General features: G+C 67.0%; 18 protein-coding genes and 1 tRNA gene. 6 read left to right on the forward strand and 13 right to left on the reverse strand.

What is annotated here, in order from left to right:
- Positions 1 to 633: 633 nt before the first annotated feature.
- The 10 genes from ASE30_RS05445 to ASE30_RS05490 all read right to left on the reverse strand — a co-directional run bounded on the left by ASE30_RS05445 (position 634) and on the right by ASE30_RS05490 (position 10936).
- Positions 634 to 1764: a M20 family metallopeptidase gene (locus tag ASE30_RS05445; protein ID WP_057283285.1), complete on the reverse strand. Its 1131-nt coding sequence runs from the start codon at positions 1762 to 1764 to the stop codon at positions 634 to 636.
- A gap of 36 nt (positions 1765 to 1800) precedes the next feature.
- Positions 1801 to 2706, reverse strand: a complete 906-nt coding sequence (locus ASE30_RS05450; RefSeq protein ID WP_057283286.1) for a hydrolase — start codon at positions 2704 to 2706, stop codon at positions 1801 to 1803.
- Entirely contained in the window at positions 2706 to 3716 is a 1011-nt protein-coding gene (locus tag ASE30_RS05455; protein WP_057283287.1) for an ABC transporter ATP-binding protein, read from the reverse strand. The genes ASE30_RS05450 and ASE30_RS05455 overlap by 1 nt, the downstream gene beginning before the upstream one ends.
- Complete coding sequence (locus tag ASE30_RS05460; protein ID WP_057283288.1) at positions 3713 to 4696, reverse strand: ABC transporter ATP-binding protein; 984 nt, start codon at positions 4694 to 4696, stop codon at positions 3713 to 3715. The genes ASE30_RS05455 and ASE30_RS05460 overlap by 4 nt, the downstream gene beginning before the upstream one ends.
- The gene (locus ASE30_RS05465; RefSeq protein ID WP_057283289.1) at positions 4693 to 5613 is read right to left on the reverse strand and encodes an ABC transporter permease; all 921 of its coding nucleotides are present in this window, start codon (positions 5611 to 5613) and stop codon (positions 4693 to 4695) included. Before ASE30_RS05465 ends, ASE30_RS05460 begins: the two co-directional genes overlap by 4 nt.
- A 6-nt stretch (positions 5614 to 5619) precedes the next feature.
- Positions 5620 to 6597, reverse strand: coding sequence for an ABC transporter permease (locus ASE30_RS05470; protein WP_057283290.1), 978 nt, complete (start codon positions 6595 to 6597; stop codon positions 5620 to 5622).
- A gap of 75 nt (positions 6598 to 6672) precedes the next feature.
- Positions 6673 to 7644 (reverse strand): succinylglutamate desuccinylase/aspartoacylase family protein, encoded by a 972-nt coding sequence (locus tag ASE30_RS05475; protein WP_057283291.1) that lies wholly within the window; start codon positions 7642 to 7644, stop codon positions 6673 to 6675.
- A gap of 86 nt (positions 7645 to 7730) precedes the next feature.
- Positions 7731 to 9344 (reverse strand): ABC transporter substrate-binding protein, encoded by a 1614-nt coding sequence (locus ASE30_RS05480; RefSeq protein ID WP_057283292.1) that lies wholly within the window; start codon positions 9342 to 9344, stop codon positions 7731 to 7733.
- A gap of 378 nt (positions 9345 to 9722) precedes the next feature.
- Entirely contained in the window at positions 9723 to 9956 is a 234-nt protein-coding gene (locus tag ASE30_RS05485; RefSeq protein ID WP_057283293.1) for a hypothetical protein, read from the reverse strand.
- Between the two features lie 119 nt (positions 9957 to 10075).
- Positions 10076 to 10936, reverse strand: coding sequence for an NAD(P)H-hydrate dehydratase (locus ASE30_RS05490; protein WP_057283294.1), 861 nt, complete (start codon positions 10934 to 10936; stop codon positions 10076 to 10078).
- Between the two features lie 116 nt (positions 10937 to 11052).
- On the opposite strand from ASE30_RS05490, the gene ASE30_RS05495 reads away from it, so the two are divergent.
- Positions 11053 to 11886 carry an enoyl-CoA hydratase/isomerase family protein gene (locus ASE30_RS05495; RefSeq protein ID WP_057283295.1) on the forward strand — a complete coding sequence of 278 codons (834 nt, stop codon included), beginning with the start codon at positions 11053 to 11055 and terminating at the stop codon, positions 11884 to 11886.
- Between the two features lie 9 nt (positions 11887 to 11895).
- On the opposite strand, the gene ASE30_RS05500 is transcribed toward ASE30_RS05495, so the two are convergent.
- Both ASE30_RS05500 and ASE30_RS05505 read right to left on the reverse strand, forming a co-directional pair.
- Entirely contained in the window at positions 11896 to 12633 is a 738-nt protein-coding gene (locus ASE30_RS05500) for an enoyl-CoA hydratase-related protein (protein ID WP_057283296.1), read from the reverse strand.
- Positions 12630 to 13601: a nitronate monooxygenase family protein gene (locus ASE30_RS05505; protein WP_057283297.1), complete on the reverse strand. Its 972-nt coding sequence runs from the start codon at positions 13599 to 13601 to the stop codon at positions 12630 to 12632. The genes ASE30_RS05500 and ASE30_RS05505 overlap by 4 nt, the downstream gene beginning before the upstream one ends.
- A 149-nt stretch (positions 13602 to 13750) precedes the next feature.
- Between ASE30_RS05505 and ASE30_RS05510 the strand changes: the two genes are divergently transcribed.
- The 4 genes from ASE30_RS05510 to ASE30_RS05525 all read left to right on the forward strand — a co-directional run bounded on the left by ASE30_RS05510 (position 13751) and on the right by ASE30_RS05525 (position 18535).
- Positions 13751 to 14374: a TetR/AcrR family transcriptional regulator gene (locus tag ASE30_RS05510; RefSeq protein ID WP_057283298.1), complete on the forward strand. Its 624-nt coding sequence runs from the start codon at positions 13751 to 13753 to the stop codon at positions 14372 to 14374.
- A gap of 52 nt (positions 14375 to 14426) precedes the next feature.
- Complete coding sequence (locus tag ASE30_RS05515) at positions 14427 to 15575, forward strand: acyl-CoA dehydrogenase family protein (RefSeq protein WP_057283299.1); 1149 nt, start codon at positions 14427 to 14429, stop codon at positions 15573 to 15575.
- A 114-nt stretch (positions 15576 to 15689) separates the two neighbouring features.
- Entirely contained in the window at positions 15690 to 16919 is a 1230-nt protein-coding gene (locus tag ASE30_RS05520) for a CaiB/BaiF CoA-transferase family protein (RefSeq protein ID WP_057283300.1), read from the forward strand.
- A 92-nt stretch (positions 16920 to 17011) separates the two neighbouring features.
- Complete coding sequence (locus tag ASE30_RS05525) at positions 17012 to 18535, forward strand: 3-hydroxyacyl-CoA dehydrogenase (RefSeq protein WP_057283301.1); 1524 nt, start codon at positions 17012 to 17014, stop codon at positions 18533 to 18535.
- A gap of 85 nt (positions 18536 to 18620) precedes the next feature.
- Here ASE30_RS05525 and ASE30_RS05530 read toward each other — a convergent pair whose 3' ends face one another.
- Positions 18621 to 19502, reverse strand: a complete 882-nt coding sequence (locus ASE30_RS05530) for a cytochrome c5 family protein (protein WP_057283302.1) — start codon at positions 19500 to 19502, stop codon at positions 18621 to 18623.
- A 231-nt stretch (positions 19503 to 19733) separates the two neighbouring features.
- Between ASE30_RS05530 and ASE30_RS05535 the strand changes: the two genes are divergently transcribed.
- Positions 19734 to 19808, forward strand: a tRNA-Arg gene (locus ASE30_RS05535).
- The last annotated feature ends 89 nt before the right edge of the window (positions 19809 to 19897 follow it).

Here is a 19897-nt window from a genome sequence, read left to right on the forward strand (position 1 = left end):
CCCGGATCGCACGCCGCCACACGCGAAGCGTCATCGGCACGACGCAAGACACCGCGTAAGCCCCAAAAGGCCGCCCGGGCGGCCGTTTTGGGGCGGGCAGCGCAAGCGAAATCTCCCGCAAACGCGCAGCGGCATCACCAATCGCAAGACACCGCCAAAGCCCCCGAGGCCGCCCGCGCGGCCGACCAGGGGCGAGCCCCGTAAGATCTTCCTCAAACCCAAAACCGCGGCTAGAACTCAAATACCACGCCGCCATACGCGAAGCGACACCCGCACGACGCAAGACACCGCGTAAGCCCCCGAAGGCCGCCCGCGCGGCCGGCCGGGGGCGGGCCCCGCAAGATCCACCACCACAACCCCGCTGTTGGCGAGAACCTCAAGAACCCAATTCGCCCCCGCGCCCGCGAAGCTGAAACCAAAAAAGCCCGGTGTGGCATGGGCCTGGGGTGGGCGGGGCGTCAGATGCGCCCGAGGGAATCCGAAGGCAGCCGCCGGAGGCGGCAACGAGGATGACGACGGGGGGGCCCGCCTAGGGCAGTCCGGAGCGAAGGCTCCGGACCGCAATCGCAGCCCCGCCCACCCCAGGCCCATGCCGCGCCGGGCGTCTTAAGAACCAACCCCCGGCGCAAAAAATTAACCCAATTCCCGAAGCAACAATTCCCAGAACTTCAACCGCTGCTCCAACGTAGAAACCAGCACATACTCATTCAACGTATGCGCCCCATCCCCATCGGCCCCTAGACCATCCAACGTAGGAATCCCCATCGCCGACGTGAAGTTCGCATCGCTGCCACCCCCCGTCATCGGCGCATCTTCCAGCAGAAAACCCGCCCGGTCCGCATACCCCTGCACCAGCGCAAGCAGTTCAGCCGCGGCTTCCGTCTTCACCATCGGCGGACGGTTCAGTTCAACATCGATGTCGAGTTCCACATCGGGACCCACCGCGCACAACTCACGCATCCGGCGCTGCACGTCCTCCGCGGCCCCCATGTCCGGCACGCGGAAGTCCACCACGCAGCGGCACAGGGCCGGCACCGTGTTGGTCACAGTCCCGCCGGCAATGGTGCCGACGCTGACCGTGATGCCGCGCTCGTAGTCGGTCATGGCTTCCAGCGCCAGCACCTGGTGCGCCATCTCGCGGATCGCGCTGCGGCCCTTCTCGTGCTGCATGCCGGCATGGGCCGGGCGGCCCTTGACGTTCAGGTTCAGCATGCCCGTGCCCTTGCGGGCGGTCACGCACTTGCCGCCATTGGGGCGGGCCGGTTCGCAGACCAGGGCGTACTTGGCGTTGGCGGCGAAGCGCTCGATATGCGTGCGCGACGCATGGCTGCCGGTTTCTTCGTCGGGCACCACCAGGAAGTCCACGGGCAACTGCGTTGCACCCGGGCGCGCCACGCCGGCCAGCGCCGTCAGCGCCAGATAGATGCCCGCCTTCATGTCGTAGCTGCCGGGGCCGTAGAGGCGGTCGCCGTCGATACGCACGGGGTTTTCAAGCAGCGTGCCGACCGGGTGCACCGTGTCCATGTGCGCCAGGATCAGGATGCCCGGGCGCGTGTCGCCGGGGGCGCGGTTGGTGGCGTACAGCAGCGGGCCCGTGGCGGGGCCCAGCGACGACAGTTCCACCGTCAGGCCGGCGGCGGCGGCATAGTCGGCGATGATGCGGGCCATCGCGGCGATGCCTTCGGGAAAGTTCGAGGGCGATTCGCATTGCAGCCAGCCTTGGATGCCAGCGACGATCTGTTCGGTGCTCTGAGTATTGGACATGGCGGTATCTGAATTCAGCAACGGGAAAAAGGAAGGTCAGGCGACCTGCTGGCCAGCCAGACGGGCGAGCTCGGCGTCATCCGGCATCTTGCCGTCGAACCACAGGCTCGCGCAGACGGCGGACATGGCGCGGCCATCGTGGCCGATGCCGGGCACGACCTGCAGCGTCCAGCCAAAGGGCACACCACGGCGCTCGGCTTCCCGGCGGCCGGATTCGTAGTAGTTCTGCGCGCGCGCAAAACGGTGTGGACCCTGGCGCATGGCGGCGGGTTCGGATGGCAGGTTGGGGTCGTCCGTGGCGATGTCCTGGTCGCCCGCCAGGATCGTCATCGGATAGGCCAGCAGCTTCACCAGGTGCTCTTCGGTCAGGCCCACGCCGTCCATGCCTTCCGGGAACGGATGCTCGAACGTCGGCAGCGTGTACCAGCCGGGGTTGCCGGCCGTCACGGCCTTGAACGGGGCGTGCGGCTGGCTGCTCATCAGGCGATGGACGAACTGGCCGCCCGCGCTGTGGCCGAACAGATAGATGTTCTGGCCGTCGGTGATCTCGCCGGCGATCATGTCCTTGATGACGTTGCCCACCAGCGCGTAGGTCCAGCCGTCGATGTGGCGCGGATTGCCGCCGGCCGAGAACACGCGGCCGTTGTTGTAGCTTTCCACGCCAGGCCAGATCTCGTTCGAGAAGGTCAGCGCCACGATCAACAGCTTGTGCTTGTCCGCGGCCTCGACCCAGAAATCACGGTATTCGTCGCCATTGCGCAGCACGCCGTGCTGCACGATGACCACCGGCCGGTCCGGCGTGTAGCCGTACGGGCGATACGTCTGCAGCTTGAACGGGCGGTCGGAATTGCGGTCCTCATCCACGTACAGGATGGCGTTGCGGCCCGCATGGCCCATTTCGATGGCGATGCGATCGGTGTTGGACATCTCGGAGGGTTTCATCAGGCGCTCGCTTCATTCAGGTGACAGGCCGACCAGTGGCCCGCCGAGATTTCTTTCAGGACCGGCGCCTGCTCGCGGCAGCGCGGCATGGCGTGGGGGCAACGGGGATTGAAGGTGCAGCCGGACGGCGGGTTCAGCGGAGACGGGATCTCGCCCTTGATCGGCGTGAACTTGCGGCCCCGGCGGGCCACGTCCGGCACCTCGGCCATCAAGGCTTGAGTGTAGGGGTGATTGGCCCGCGCGAATATCTCGGCCGACGTGGAGATCTCCACGATCTTGCCCAGATACATGATCGCGACGCGGTCGGAGATGTGCTTGACCACGCCCAGGTCGTGGCTGATGAACAGGTACGTGAAACCGTGCTGTTCGCGCAGGTCCATGAACAGGTTGATCACCTGCGCCTGGATGGATACGTCCAGCGCGGCCACGGGCTCGTCGCAGACCAGGAACTTCGGCGCCACCATCAGCGCGCGGGCGATGCCGATGCGCTGGCGCTGGCCGCCGGAAATCTGGTGCGGGAAACGGTCACGGTATTCGGCGTCCAGGCCCACTTCCTTCAGCGCCTGGTCGATGCGGGCGGGAATCTCGGCCGTGGGCGCCAGCTTGTGGACCTTCAACGATTCGCCCAGGATCTGGCGCAGGCGTTGGCGAGGATTCAGCGATGCCTGCGGATCCTGGAAGATCATCTGCACGCCCAGCGTGTAGGCCAGCTTTTCGGCGCCGCGCAGGCGATTGGCGTCCTGGCCCTGGTACAGCAATTCGCCTTCGGTCTGGCGGTGCAGGCCGGCCACCACGCGGCCCAGCGTGGACTTGCCGCAACCGGATTCGCCCACCAGGCCCACCACTTCGCCGCGCTTGATCGACAGATCGACGCCGTTGACCGCATACACGGTGCGGCGGTCGATGGGGCGGCCGGCCAGGGCCAGGATGCGCTGGGCCAGATCGGGCCGCTGCTCGAAGCGCTTGTGGACGTTCTTGAGCTCGATGACGGGGGTATCGGCTTGGCTCATTGTTGCTGTGCCTCGCGGGCTATCGGCACGTAGCAGCGGTAGCTGCGCGGACCTTCGGTGGTGACGGACGGGGCTTGCTCGGTGCAGCGCGTGACCGCGTTGGGGCAACGCGGACGGAATGCACAGCCCGAGGGGCGGCCAGCCAGGCTGGGCGCCATGCCGTTGATCTGGTGCAGGCGCGCACCCGGTTGCGTGGTCCCGGGCATCGAATCCAGCAAGCCCTTGGTGTAGGGGTGGCGCGGCGCATCCAGCACCTGTTCGACCGGGCCGCTTTCGACGATGCGGCCGGCATACATCACGGCCACGCGGTCGGCCAGTTCGGACACTACGCCCAGGTCGTGGGTGATCCAGATCAGGGCGGTGTTGTGCTCGCGGCAGATCTCCTGCATGCGGTAGAGGATCTGGCCCTGGATGGTGACGTCCAGCGCGGTGGTCGGCTCGTCGCAGATGATCAGGTCGGGCTTGTTCAGCATCGCGATGGCGATCGCCACGCGCTGGCGCATGCCGCCGGAGAACTCGTGCGGGTAGCTTTTCAAGCGCGTTTCGGGCGACGGGATGCCCACCATGGCCAGCGCCTCGCGGCAGCGTTCCTCGGCGGCCGCGCGCGACACGTTTTCATGCGTGAGGATCGCTTCCATCATCTGTTCGCCGATGCGCAGCACCGGGTTGAGCGTCATCAGGGGATCCTGGAAGATCATGGCGATGCGGTTGCCGCGCAACTGGCGCATCTGCTCTTCGGACAGCTTGCGCAGGTCCGTGCCCTTGAACTTCACTTCGCCGTCCACGACTTCGCCCGGCGGGTCGATCAGACCCAGCAGCGAAAAGCCCGTGACGGACTTGCCGGAGCCCGATTCGCCGACCAGGCCGACGATCTCGCCCCGGCGCACGGTAAGGTCGACGCCGTCGACCGCCAGCCACGCGCCGGCTTCGGTATGGAATGCAGTGCGCAGTCCGCGCACATCAAGAAGAATGTCGCTCATGCTCGTCGGGGGTCCAGGCTTTCGCGCAGGCGGTCGCCCACGATGTTGATGGAAAGGATCAGCAGCAGCAGCGCGATGCCCGGGAACAGGCTGATCCAGTAGTCGCCCGACAGCAGGTATTGGAAGCCGTTGGAGATCAACAGGCCCAGCGACGGTTCGGTGATGGGCACGCCCACGCCCAGGAAGGACAGCGTCGCTTCCAGGGCGATCGCGGTGGCGATCTGGATGGTGGCGAACACCATGACGGGGCCCAGGCAGTTGGGCAGCAGATGGAACAGCATGATGCGCCACGCCGGGAATCCCAGGTTGGCGGCGGCTTCGACATATTCCTTGCGGCGCTCCTGCAGGGCGCGGCTGCGCATGATGCGCGCGTAATGCCCCCACTGCACCAGCACCAGCGCCAGGATCACCTTGTCGACCCCGCGCCCCAGGACCACCAGCAGCACCAGCGCCACCAGGATGGTCGGAAAGCCCAGGATGAAGTCGACGATGCGCATAAGCACGGTGTCGACCAGGCCGCCCACATAGGCGGCCACCAGGCCGATCGCGCCGCCGATGGCGGTGGCCAGCACGACGGCGGACAGGCCCACCATCAGGCTGATGCGCAGGCCATACAGGATGGCGCTGAGCATGTCGCGGCCCTGATCGTCCGTGCCCAGCCACGCGATGCTGCCGTCCATCAGCGCCTGGCGCGGCGCCAGGCGGCCGTCCATCAGCGACAGGTTGGCCAGGTCGTACGGGTTCTGGGGCGCGAAATACGGCGCGAAGACCACCAGGATAATCAGGATGGCCAGCGCGATGACGGAGCCGCGCACCGTGGGGCGCGCGTGCAGTTTCTTCAGGATGGCGGCGCGCCTGGGCGTCTCGGCCAGAGGCTGGACGGTGCGGGTGCGGCCGGGATTGGGAGAGTTAGCCATGGCGGTCTATTGAGCGGGGGCCACGAGCTGCACGCGCGGATCGAGCGCCGCGTACAGGATGTCCACAACCAGGTTGATGACGACGAAGATCAGGGTGACCAGCATCACGTACGCCACCACGACGGGGCGGTCGAGCTGGTAGACGCTGTCGATAAGCAGCTTGCCCATGCCGGGCCACGCGAACACGGTCTCGGTGATGGTGGAGTAGGCGATGAGGGTGCCGAACTCCATGCCGATCACCGTGACCACGGGGATCAGGATGTTGCGCAGGATATGGCGGCGCACGATGCGCCCGGGCTTCACGCCCTTGGCCCGCGCGAACTTCACGTAGTCCTGGCTGCGGGCCTCGACCACGCCGGAGGCCGTCATGCGCAGCACCAAAGCGATATTCGCCAGGGCCAGGTTGACCGCCGGCATGATCAGGTGGGACCAGCCGTCCGCGGTCAGGATGGACAGGCGCACGCCCAGCACCGTGACCGTGTCGCCGCGGCCGGTAGCGGGCAGCCAGCCCAGCCACACCGCGAACAGCAGGATCAGCATCATGCCTTGCCAGAAGTTCGGCAGCGAGAAACCCAGCACGGACGAGGCCATGATGCCGCGGCCCAGGTACTCGTCGCGGTACAGGCCCGCGACCAGGCCCAGGGGAATGCCGATCACACAGGTGAGCAGGATGGCGACGACGACCAGCTCGAACGTGGCGGGGATGCGCTGCACGATCAGTTCGATCGCGGGGATGCCATGCACGAAGGACGTGCCCAGGTCGCCATGCAGCGCGCGCCACAGGAACCCCGTGTATTGCTGCCACACGGGCAGGTCCAGGCCCAGGCGGGCGATCATCGCCTCGCGCGCGGCCTGGCTGGCTTCGGGGCTGACCAGCAGCTCGATCGGATCTCCCACGGCATACACCGCGAAGAAGACCACGACCGAAACGGCCAGCAGCACGAACAGACTCTGTATCAGTCTGCGTAGGATGAACAAGGCCACGTGATGATTTCCTTGGTGGGCTCGGGGTTTGCGAAGGCGGCGGTGCCGGGGGGGGGGGCGCCGCGCGTGTTTTGCTTAAACGATGGGCTGCGCCAGGCGGACGACGGTCACGCCGGGCCGCAGATTGGCGGTGGAGGGCATGATCAGGACGCAGTTGTCATACGGCGTGATGACCGGCTCGCCTTCGGACCAGCCGATCACGGTGCCTGCCTTGGCCAGCGTTTCCAGGCCCTTCCAGGGCTCGGCGAAACGGAAGTCGGCGCTCTTGGCGGCCACGGCGTGCGTCACGCGCAATGCGCGCTGCATCGGAGCGCCGGGGGCGAACCAGCCGGCGGGGACGTCGCCGCGGTCGACCGTGCCGGCCTCGACCAGGAAGCGCGCCATCTGGTCCACCGCGACGCCGCGCGCCTCGGGGGCGCCGTGAAAGCCGCATTCGATCAGCAGGGAACGGGTGCCATTGTCGCCCGCTTCGCCAAAACGGCCGTAATCGCGCATGCGCACGCCGGCGGCGTGGCCGGCGTCGGCAATGATGGTGGCGGGGTTGCCCAGCGCCAGCGCCAGGTCGATATTGCGCGGTTCCAGGCCGGTGAGCTGCAACGGCACGTCGGAATTGCTCATCGAATGGAAATCCAGCAGCCAGTCCGCCTGTTCCACCCAGGGGCGGATTTCGGCGGCGCGCCGGCGCTCCTGGCTGATCGGCACGGCCAGCTTGTCGTCGCTCCAGACGCGGTTCATGTCTTCGTCGACGAAGCGCGCGGGGGCGTAGTTGCGGGAGTCGAAGCGGTCGAACGCGGCCAGGTTACAGAACGCCAGCGTCAGCGACCCCCGGCGCGGGCGCAGGCCCGCCGCCAGGGCTTCCTTCAGCGCCCAGGCGCCGCACAGCTCGTTGCCATGGATCAGCGCGCTGAGCAGGACATGCTTGCCGGGTGCGCCCGAGTCGAAGTGCCAGACCCCGGGCGTATCCGAGTTGCCCAGGCGTTCCGCCGACAGATCCGGACAGGCAAGAAGAAAAGGACGGGGGCTGGGCGTGGGCGAAGACGTGGGCATGGAAATTCCGATGAAGCGAGAGGATTGTATAGGGATGGAAAAACGGCTGCGCGAGGCAGCCGTTTTTTTCATTCAGGCAAACCCGCTCACTTGGCGTCGGGCGTGACCGAGGTGGCCAGGGTGTACTGGTCGCGGCGGCCTTCGTACGAAATGCCCTTGCGGAAGGCCCAGATGCTGCTTTCGAAGTGCAGCGGGATCAGCGGCACGTTGTCCAGCGCGATCTGGGTGGATTCCTGCAGCAGCTTTTCGCGCTTGGCCGGATCGACCGTCACGATGGCCTGCGTGTAGACCTTGTCGAAGTCGGCATTGGAGAAGCCGCCGTAGTTGCTGGTGCCCAGGCTCTTGGGCGAATCCAGGGACGCAACCCACAGTTGGAACAGCGCCGAGGCTTCACCCGTTTCCGCCGGCCAGCCGCCCATCGAGAAGCTGAATTCGCGCTTGGCGCGCTTGGGGAAGTAGATGGAGGCCGTCATGGCGTCCACGGTGGTCTTGATGCCGACGCGGGCCAGGTACTGGGCCACGGCCTGGACGACCTGGCCGTCGTTGACGTAGCGGTCGTTGGTGGACGACAGCGTCAGTTCAAAGCCGTTCGGGTAGCCCGCTTCGGCCAGCAGCTTCTTGGCGCCTTCGGGGTCGTACTTGATTTCCGGGGCCTTGGGCAGCGCGCCGAACATGCCGTCGGGCATGTACTGGAAGGCGGGGGTGGCCATGCCGTCCATGATGCGGGCGGTGATGGTCTTGCGGTCGATGGCCATCGAGATCGCCTTGCGCACGCGCAGATCCTGCAGCGGGTTCTTGCCGTCGGCGCTCTTGACGAACGGGCTCGGGTTGCGGCCCACGTCCGGCTGGAAGAACACCAGGCGGGTGGACGGGGTGGCCACAAAGCCGAACTTGGGGTTGTCCTTCAGGCGCGGCAGGTCGCGCGCGGCCGGGTTTTCGATCATGTCGAAGTCGCCGGACAAGAGACCGGTCAGGCGCGGGCCGGCCGAGGGCACCGGCACGAACTTCACTTCCTTCCAGTGCGGCTTGGTGCCCCAGTAGTTCTCGTTGCGGACCAGCTCGATGCCGGTGCCCTTGACGTAGGACTTCAGCATGTAGGGGCCGGTGCCGATGGCGTCCTTGCCGTTATTGAAGTCCGCCACGGTGGGCCAGGGACCCGTCACGCCGCAACCCTTCTTGGGTTCGTAGGTGAGCTTGCCGTGTTCGACGATGCCGTTCCAGACGATGGGAAGCGAGCGCGCCAGTTCGGCGGGCATCAGGGGAAAGGGTTCACCGGTCTTGATGATCACGGTGTGCGCATCCGGCGTCTGGACGTCGGTGATGCGCTTGGTCATGTCCATGTAGGACTGTGACACGTTGGTTTCGTTGTTCAGCGTGCGGCAGATCGTGAACAGCACGTCCTCGGAGGTGAACGGTTTGCCGTTCGAGAACTTGACGTCGTCGCGCAGCTTGAATTCCCAGGTCAGGTCGTCCAGGTTCTTCCAGGACGTGGCCAACTGGGGCACCAGCTTCATGTCGGCGCTGCGGCCCACCAGAGAGCTGTAGACGTGCGCGGAAAACGCGTCGTTCTGCGTCATCTTGTGATAGTGGGGGTCCGCGGACGTCGGTTCGGCCGACAGGCCGATCTTCAGCGTCTGGGCTTGGGCGGCTGCCAAGGGAATGGCGGCGGCCACGAGGGCCAGGGTGGTGCGCAACTTCATGGTGACAACTCCGGATGGGAAACGAACCGGATCGTGCTTGCGGATGTTCCCCACGCGCCGGCCAGGCGACAGCGTCGGCCAGGGGCTCATCGGGGTTTGGCGCCAGGCACGACGGCAAGGGGCCGATTATCGGTAGGGGCTTCGCGCGCTGTCAATGCGCAACGGCGAATGAGGCGCTAGGGAAAACGCCGAGAGGGGAGGGTAAAGAGGGCGTCGCGCGGCCCCTCTTGGGGCCTGCGCGGCGCGATGGCGCCGGTGAGGGACGGGCGCCGGATCGTCGCAGCGGGCGCCTGGCGCGGGCCAGGCGGGCGCTGCAACGGCAGCGCGCCGGGCTGATTCGCGGGAGATCGTTCGCGACTCAGTCCAGCGCGGCTGGTCTTACCACTGCGATCCGGAGAAGCGCGAGCTGGCGGCGCGTGCCTTGTTCATCGATTCGTTCACTTCGTCGATGAAGGAAAACACGGCGGCAACAGCTGCGGCTACGGATTGGCCGGCCTTCTTCAGGCTGGTCAGCGGGTGGGAATTCGGTTGGTTTTCGAGGGCGCCGCGGAGCAGGTCGCGCTCCAGCGCGTCGGTCAGGCGGGCAGTGTGGTTCAAGGTCAGTTCGCTCATGGTTTTCTCCAGTCCGTTTCGTCTTGGTGTAAACCATTATAGGGATAACCCTAGGGTGAAAGCAACGACCTTTTTAGGGAAAACCCTAGTATGTTGTAAAAATGTTTACGGACAAGGACTTAGCCCCCATTGCGCAGGGCCCGGGCCGCATCGGCAAGTTCGCCCGCCGTCAGGCCGATAGGACCCACGCCCTGGGCAACCAGGGCGTCCGCCGCCGCGCCGTGCAGCCAGACTGCCCCGGCCACGGCCTGGTCCAGCGGCAGCTTTTGGGCAAGCAGCGAGCCCAGCATGCCGGCCAGCACGTCCCCGGTTCCGGCCGTGGCCAGCCCGGCGTTGCCGCTGGTGTTGACCCGCAGGGCGCCGTCGGGGGCGCAGACCACCGTGCCCGCGCCCTTGAGCACGACCCAGGCCTGATAGCGTTGCGCCAGCTTCCAGGCGGCCGCGGGCCGGTCGCCCTGGATCTGGTCCGTGCCCACGCCCAGCAGGCGGCCGGCCTCGGCCGGATGCGGGGTCAACACCACCGGGCCTGCCCCCCAATTGGGGCGGATGTCCGCCCGGGCCAGCAGGTTGAGGCCGTCGGCGTCCAGCACCAGCGGTGCGTCGCGGCGCAGCACGAACAATTCGGACAGCGCGTTGGCCGCAAGCGCCCCGGTGCCGATCCCGCAGCCGGCGACCCAGGCGGTGACGCCCCAGTCCTCGTCCAATAGCGAGCGGAAGTCGCGCAGCATCAGCTCGGGTTGCAGAAGATCGCACGGCAGCGGGGCCGTGTCCTGGGCGAAACCCACCAGCACCTTGCCGGCGCCGGTCTTCAACGCAGCGCGAGCGGCAAGCAGAGCGGCGCCCGTCATGCCGGGGCCGCCACCCACCACGCCGACGGTGCCGAAGCTGCCCTTGTGGGTGTCCTGCCCGCGGGGGGCGAAGAGGGCGGGCACGGCAGCGCGGTCGATGGGGACGCCGGCGGACGGGATGGGGGTGTTCATGGTCTGAGACTCCTGGGGGAATCGGGGTGGCGGGGGCGGGCGTATCCACTATAGTGCGCAAAAATGCGCCGCCTTTGGCCTATCCAACATATATAAAAGACAACCCGGAGCAGACAATGACCGACATTACGCTGGAACACTATTCGGCCTATGAATCCCTGAAGCTGCGCCGGCATCCCGGCGGCGTGCTCGAACTGATCATGGGGACCAAGGGCGGCCAGCCGGGCAAGCTGTCGACCGCCGACGACCGCATGCACCGGGAACTGGCCGACATCTGGCGCGACATCGACACCGACCCGGATACCCGGGTCGTGGTGATCCGCGGCGAGGGCAAGGGCTTTTCGGGCGGCGGCGACCTGGAGCTGGTGCAGCAGATGGCCGATGACTTCCACGTGCGCACGCGCGTCTGGCGAGAGGCCCGCGACCTGGTCTACAACATCATCAACTGCAGCAAGCCCATCGTGTCGGCCATGCATGGCGCGGCGGTGGGCGCGGGGCTGGTGGCCGGCTTGCTGGCCGACATCTCCATCGCGGCGCACGACGCACGGATCATCGACGGCCACACCCGCCTGGGCGTGGCGGCGGGGGATCACGCCGCCATCGTCTGGCCGCTGCTTTGCGGCATGGCAAAGGCCAAGTACTACCTGATGCTGTGCGAAACCGTGTCCGGCGAAGAGGCCGAGCGCATCGGCCTGGTGTCCCTGTGCGTGGACGAAGCCGAACTGATTCCCAAGGCATTCGAGGTGGCCAACAAGCTGGCGGCGGGTTCGCAGACCGCCATCCGCTGGACCAAATACTCGCTGAACAACTGGCTGCGCATGGCGGGACCGAGCTTCGATACGTCCCTGGCGCTGGAGTTCATGGGTTTCGGAGGCCCGGACGTGCGCGAAGGAATTCAGTCCCTGCGCGAGCGGCGGGCGCCGAATTTCCGGCCGGACTCGCCCTTCTGACGCCTGCCGCTATTTCTTGAAGAACCGGGCGAACGCCGCCTGCGCCTCGTCGGTTTGCAGGCGGGCGCGGAACTGCTGGGCTTCGTAGTCCAGCGTTTCCTGGATGGCCTGGCGGTCGGCGCGCTTCATCATGGCCTTGGTCAGGCGCAGTGCCGCGGGCGGCTGCGCCGCCAGATCGGCCGCGGTGGCCCGGGCCGCCGCCAGGGCCTCGCCCTTGGGCGCGACCGAGGTGGCCAGCCCCGCCTCGTGGGCGTCCGTGGCCGAAAATGCCTTGCCCTGCAGCAGCCATTGCGCCGCCCGGCGCCCGGCCAGGCGCGGCATCAGCAGGCTGGAGGCGCCTTCGGGGCACAGGCCCAGCGCCACGAACGGCATGCGCAGCGTGGCGCCCTCGCCGATATGCACGAAATCGCAGTGCTGCAAAAGCGTCACGCCGATGCCGATGGCGTAGCCCTCGACCGCCGCGATGACAGGCACGTCCGCCGTCGACAGCGCGCGCAGGAACGTCATGCCGGCGCTGTCGCCCGTCCCGCGCTCGGCCTGGAAATCCCGCAGGTCGTTGCCGGCGGTGAAATGTTCGCCCGCCCCGGTCAGGATGACGGCGGACACCGAGGTGTCCGCGCTGGCCAGCGCGATCTGCTCGGCCAGCGCGCCGTAGGTGGCCAGATCCAGCGCGTTGCGGCGCTCGGGACGGTCGATGGTCAGCGTCAGCACCGCGCCATCGCGGCTTGCCTTCAAGCCCGCGCTCATCCGGCGGCCCCGCCGCCCAGCGCGGCCTTCGCGTCCGCATACTCGCGGCGCAGCGTTTCCACGATCTGGCGTGTCGGTTCGACGCTGGCGATGCCGCCTACGCCCTGGCCGGCGCCCCAGATGTCCTTCCAGGGCTTGACGCGCGACGAGCCGAAGTTGGACGCCCCGCTATCCGGCTGCGGCAGGTTGGCCGGGTCCAGGCCGGCGGCGGCGATGCTGGCCTTGAGGTAGTTGCCGGGTATGCCTGTGAAAAAAGGCGTGTACAGGATGTCGGACGCGCTGGCCTGGACGATGGCGGACTTGTAGTCTTCGCTGGCGTTGGCCTCTTGGCTCGCGATGAAGCGCGTGCCCATGTAGGCGAAGTCGGCGCCCATTGCCTGCGCGGCCAGCACATGCGCGCCCGAGGTGATCGCGCCCGACAGGATCAGCGGGCCGTCGTAGAAGCGGCGCACTTCGGACACCAGGGCGAACGGGCTGAGCGTGCCCGCGTGCCCGCCGGCGCCGGCGCACACCAGGATCAGGCCATCCACGCCGGCTTCCAGCGCCTTCTCGGCGTGACGGATCGTGGTCACGTCGTGGAACACCTTGCCGCCCCAATCGTGCACGCCCTTGACCAGGTCGCCGGGGGCGCGCAGGCTGGTGATGATCAGCGGCACGCGGTGGCTGGCGCAAACGGCCAGGTCCTGTTCCAGGCGGTCGTTGGACTGGTGAATGATCTGGTTGACGGCGAACGGCGCCACGCGCGCCTCGGGGTGGGCCTCGCGATGCGAGGCCAGGCCGGCCTGGACTTCGTCCAGCCAATCGGTCAACAGGCTTTGCGGACGCGCATTCAGGGCCGGGAACGAGCCCACGATGCCGCTCGCGCACTGGGCGATGACCAGCTTGGGATTGGACACGATGAACATGGGGGCGCTGATGACCGGCAGGGACATCTGGCCATACAAATCAGTCACGAGGGAGTGGGGCATGGTGTCGTCGCGTTGTGTTTGGGGTATATAATTACCTACCGACCGTCCGGTAATTAATTAATCTTTATTTAACGGCATGCGCGGAACCGCTGTCAATGGAGGTTCTCTCCAACTTCCACGGCTTCCCGCGCGGCCCGGCAAAGGCAGTCATGGCGACCTCCGCCCCTACCTCCCCCAAGCGCGCCCGCGCCGGCCGCCCGCCCACCCTGGCGGCGCCGCGCGAACGCATTCTTGAAGAAGCCGCCAAGCTCTTCGCCCGCAGCGGCTACGACGGCAGCTCCGTGTCCGACCTGGCCTCCGCCATCGGGGCGTCCAAGGCCGCCATCTACCACTATTACCCCACCAAGCAGGACATCTACGACGCCATCATCCTGGCCGTGCTGAACGGCCTGACCCAGACCGTTGGCCAGGACGTGGCCGCGGCCAGCGGCGGCGCGGCCCGGCTGCGCGCGTTCATGGTGGGACACGCGCGCTACTTCGAACGGCACCACGCCGAATTCGTCACCATGCTGATCGGCTATTCCGGCATGGCCCTGCCGGAACGCGAAGACGCCGCCCGCCTGCGCGACAGCTACGAAAAGCGCCTGCGCGAAGTGATTGCGCAAGGCGTGGCCGAGGGCGCGTTCCGCGCGCTCGATGTCGCGGCCGCCGGCCGCGCCGTGCTGTCGATGCTGAATTGGATGGTGCGTTGGTACAAGCCGGGCCAGGGCGACAGCGCCGAAGCCATCGCCGCCGGCTACTTCGATTTGCTGGTGGGCGGCATGCGCGCCTGAGCGCGGCGCCCGTCCGAACCCTTTTTCGTATCTGACTAGTGAGAACCTCATCATGGCCCTCGACACCGAAACCCTGACCCTGCTGCTCGACGCCGTGCGCCGCTTCGTGCATGAACGCCTGATCCCCGCCGAAGACGAGCTTGCCGCAAGCGGCCAGGTGCCGGCCGACATCGTCAATGAAATGCGCGAACTGGGCCTCTTCGGCCTGTCCATATCGCCCGATTTCGGCGGCCTGGGCCTGACCATGGAAGAAGAGGTGCGCGTCGTGTTCGAACTGGGCCAGACCTCGCCCGCGTTCCGCTCGCTGGCCGGCACCAACATCGGCATCGGTTCGCAGGCCATCGTCCTGGCCGGCACCGACGAGCAGCGCGCCCGCTACCTGCCCAAGCTGGCCAGCGGCGAACTGATCGGCTCCTTCGCGCTGACGGAGCCCGACGCGGGCTCCGACGCCATGGCCCTGCGCCTGTCCGCCGAGCGCGACGGTGATGTGTACGTGCTGAACGGCACCAAGCGCTACATCACCAACGCGCCCATCGCCGGCCTGTTTTCGGTCATGGCGCGCACCGCGCCGGAGCGCCGCGCCAATTCGATCTCGTGCTTCCTGGTCGAGGCGGGCACGCCCGGCCTGATCATCGGCAAGCCCGACAAGAAGATGGGCCAGGCCGGCGCGTTGACCAGCGACGTCGTGTTCGACAATTGCCGCGTCCCGGCCAGCGCGCTGCTGGGCGGCGAAGAAGGCAACGGGTTCCGCACGTCCATGCGTGTCCTGGACAAGGGCCGCCTGCATATTTCCGCCCTGTGCGTGGGCATCGCCGACCGCCTGCTGCGCGACGCCGTGAAGTACGCCACCGAACGCAAGCAGTTCGGCCAGCCCATCGCGGAATTCCAGTTGATCCAGGCGATGATCGCCGACAGCCAGGCCGAACTCTATGCCGCGCGCTGCATGGTGCTGGACGCCGCCCGCATGCGCGACCGCGGGGAAAACACCACCATGCAGGCTGCCTGCTGCAAGCTGTTTTCCACCGAAATGGTGGGCCGCGTCGCCGATCGCGCCGTGCAGATCCACGGCGGCGCGGGCTACATGTCCGAGTACGCCGTGGAACGCTTCTACCGCGATGTGCGCCTGTTCCGCATCTTTGAAGGCACCTCGCAGATCCAGCAGCTGGTGATCGCCCGCGAGACCATCAAGGCCCATTCCTGAGCTTTCGGCCGCCGGATATCCGGTGATGGTGCCCAAACGGCTAATATCCAGTCTGGCCTCGCGCATGGCCGCGAGCCGAAAGTTCTCATTTCTCTTCTAGCGAAAAGATTACAGATGTCGCAACGTCCCGCTCCTCTTACCGGCATACGCGTGCTGGACCTGACCCGCGTGCTGGCGGGCCCCTGGTGCACCCAGAACCTGGCAGATCTCGGCGCCGAGGTGATCAAGATCGAACGGCCGGGCTCGGGCGACGACACGCGCGCCTGGGGGCCTCCGTACCTGAAGGACGAAGCGGGCCACGACACCACCGAGGCTGCGTATTACCTGTCGGCCAACCGCAACAAGATGTCGGTGGCGCTGGACATCGCGTCGCCGCGCGGCGCCGAGCTGGTGCGCGAACTGGCGCTGCAAAGCGACATCCTGGTCGAGAATTTCAAGGTCGGCGGACTTTCCAAGTACGGCCTGGACTACGACAGCCTGAAGGAAATCAATCCCCGCCTGATCTATTGCTCGATCACCGGTTTCGGCCAGACCGGCCCGTACGCCAGCCGTCCCGGCTATGACTTCATGATCCAGGGCATGGGCGGCCTGATGAGCATCACGGGCGAGCGCGACGATCTGCCCGGCGGCGGCCCGCAAAAGGCGGGCGTGGCCGTGGCCGATCTGATGACCGGGATGTATTCCACGGTGGGCATCCTGGCCGCGCTGCACGAACGCGCCAGGAGCGGCCTGGGCCAGCACATCGACATGGCCCTGCTGGATTGCCAGGTTGCCATGCTGGCCAACCAGAACCTGAACTTCATGACCTCCGGCGCCGCGCCCAAGCGCGCCGGCAACGCGCATCAGAACCTCGTGCCGTACCAGGTCTTCGCGGCCAGCGACGGCCACCTGATCGTGGCCGTCGGCAACGACAGCCAGTTCCGCAACTATTGCGGCGCGATCGGCCTGCCGGAACTGTCGGCCGACCCGCGCTTCTCCACCAATCCGCAGCGCGTGAAGAATCGCGAAGAACTGGTGCCCTTGCTGGTCGAGCGCATGGCTACAGGCGAACGCGACCACTGGCTCACCGCGCTGGAAGGCGTGGGCGTGCCGGCGGGCCCGATCAACACGCTGGACCAGGTCTACGAAGATCCGCACGTCCTGGCCCGCGGCATGAAGCGGGAACTTCCGCACCCGGCGGCCGGCGCCGTGCCGATGGCGGCCAGCCCGCTGAAGTTCTCGGGCAGCCCGGTCGAGTACCGCCGCGCGCCGCCCATGCTGGGCGAGCACACCGAGCAGGTCCTTTCCGAAAAGCTCGGCCTGTCGGCCGACGAAATCCAGGCGCTGGCGCAGAGCCGGTCCTGAGCGGACGCGGGGCGGCCCCGTGCCGCCTGCCGCGCGCCTTTGCGCCACGTCCGCGGCGCACGAACCATTCCAATACAGGCAGGAGATAGTTGATGACGGAGATTCAAACCATCGGCGTCGTGGGCGCCGGGGCGATGGGGCGCGGCATCGCGCAGATCGCGGCGCAAGCCGGCTTGCGCGTGCGCTTGTACGACACCAGCGCCGATGCCGTTGCCGCCGCGCGCGAATCGTTGCGCCAGACCTGGGACAAGCTGGCGCAAAAGGGCAAGCTGACCGCCGCCGACGCGCAAGCCGCGCTGGAACGCGTGGAATCCGCTACCGCGCTGACCGACATGTCCAAGTGCCAGCTCGTGGTCGAGGCCATTGTCGAGCGGCTGGACGTCAAGCGCGACCTGTTCGCGGCGCTGGAAGGCGTGGTCTCCGAAGACTGCATCCTGGCGTCCAATACGTCGTCCCTGTCCATCACCGCCATCGCGGCGGCCTGCAAGCGTCCGCAACGCGTGGCCGGCTACCACTTCTTCAATCCGGTGGCGCTGATGAAGGTCGTGGAGGTCATCGACGGCCTGCGCAGCGCGCCGGAGGTCGGCGACGCGCTGGCCGAGCTGGCCCGCCGCATGGGCCACACGCCCGTGCGCGCCAAGGACATGCCCGGCTTCATCGTCAACCACGCCGGACGCGGCATGAACACCGAAGGCCTGCGGGTGGCGCAGGAGGCCGTGGCCACCTTCGCCCAGGTGGATGCCGTCATGCGCGAGCAGGCCGGTTTCCGCATGGGTCCGTTCGAACTGCTGGACCTGACCGCGCTGGACGTGTCCCACCCGGTCATGGAGTCCATCTATCGCCAGTTCTTCGACGAGCCGCGCTTCCGCCCGTCGCCGATCACGACGGTGCGCCTGGCCGGAGGCCTGATCGGCCGCAAGGCAGGCGAGGGCTTCTATGTCTACGCCGACGGCCAGAAGCAGGTGCCGGCGGAAGCGCCCGTGCCGGCGCTGCCGCAAGGATTGAAGGTCTGGGTCAGCCCCAAGCACGCGGAAGGCTACGCGCGCGCCTCGGCGCTGGTCGAAAAGCTCGGCGCCACGCTGGTGACGGGCGCCTCGCCCGATGCCGATGCGCTGATCATCGTCACGCCGTTCGGCGAAGACGTGTCCACCGCCGTTTCCGCCCAAGGCCTGAATGCGGCCCGCACGGTGGGCCTGGATGCGCTGTACGCGTTCGACGGCGCCAAGCGGCGCACCCTGATGGCGTCGCCCGCGACCGAAGCAAAATGGCGTGACGCCGCGCATGCGCTGCTGGCCGCCGACGGCGTGCCGGTGACGGTGATCGAGGATTCGCCCGGCTTCATCGCCCAGCGTATCGTGGCGATGATCGTCAACATCGCCAGCGACATCGCTCAGCAGCACATCGCCACGCCGGAAGACATCGACCAGGCCGTGACGCTGGGGCTGGGCTACCCGACGGGCCCGCTGGCCCTGGGCGACAAGCTGGGCGCGGACCGTATCCTGGAAATCCTGAAGAGCATGCAGCGCGTCACGGGCGACCCCCGCTACCGTCCCAGCCTGTGGCTGCAGCGCCGCGTGCAACTGGGCATGTCGTTGCTGAAATCGTCGGCGGACTGACGTCCCGCGGCGTCCGTCGATAAAAAAAGCCCCTTGATGCATCAAGGGGCTTTTTCTTGTCCGCGAACGCGTCGCGGCGCGGCGCTTACTTGGCGGCGTCCACCATGTATTGCACGGCAGCGCGGATGTCTTCTTCCGACGCATTGGCCGCGCCGCCCTTGGGGGGCATTGGCGGCTTGCCCTGCATGGCGACCTGCACCATGGCGTCCATGCCCGTCTTGATGAAGGGCTCCCAGGCGGCCTTGTCGCCGAACTTGGGGGCGTTGGCCACGCCGGTGGCATGGCACGCGAAACAGACGGTCTTGTAGAGCTTTTCGCCAGCCGGGTTGACGGCGGCGGTCTGCTGCGGCGCGGGAGCCGCCGGGGCAGGGGCTGCGGCGGCAGGCGCCGCAGGCGCGGCGGCAACCGGCGCGGCGGCCGGAGCAGCGCCCGCTTCCTTCTTGGCGCCTTCTTCGGCGGGAGCAGCGGGCTCGGGCAGCGAGGCGCCCGACTTGTTGGCCATGTAGACCACGGCGCGCGCGACCTCATAGTCGGACAGCGTCGGATTGCCGCCCTTGGCGGGCATGCCGCCCTTGCCGTGCAGCGCCACATTCAGCATGGCGTCGTAGCCGGCCTTGATGAACGGCGCCCACGCGGCGTTGTCGCCCATCTTCGGCGCGCCAGCAATGCCGGCGGTGTGACAGGCCGTACAGACGGCGGCGAAGACCTGTTCGCCGGTCTTGAAGACCTTGGGGGCGTTGGCGTCGACAAGCTCGAAGCCCGCGACCGGGGCGATCCGCCTGGCGATGGCTTCGCCGGACAGCGCGTCCGAGCCGGCGTTCGTCTTGTTGCCGGTGACCACCATGTTCACCAGTAGGATGATGATGGCGATGGGAACCACGAAAGCCAGGACGATCGTTACGATCAATTGCTTCGGGGTCTTGATGGGGGAGGAGTGCTCTTCTATGTGTTCCTGCTCGTTGCTCATGACCAAATCCTGCTAACGGGTACCGGGGGCGCCTGGCGGCGGCAACAGAAAATCAGTACTGCACAAGTCGGCGGCAACCCATGCCCGCCTGCAAGCAAACGCTGGATTATATAACGGTGTCAGGGACACAGGTCCAATGCAACTGAACGGGTTTTCGATGAGTTTGCCGGAAGATTTGATCCACTTCATGCAGATCGTGGAAAACTAGGTACAATACCGCCTCCTTGCGCTGCGCCCGTAGTTCAATGGATAGAATGAGAGTTTCCGAAGCTCTTGATACAGGTTCGATTCCTGTCGGGCGCACCACAGAATCAAGGACTTACGTTTTTCTGGGCCTTTTTCTGGGCCTTTTTTTGCGCCCGAATTGCGCGGATCAATCCCCGTCCCCAGTCTTT

It is taken from the genome of Achromobacter sp. Root83 (assembly GCF_001428845.1).
In the GTDB taxonomy this organism is placed as follows: domain Bacteria; phylum Pseudomonadota; class Gammaproteobacteria; order Burkholderiales; family Burkholderiaceae_B; genus Achromobacter.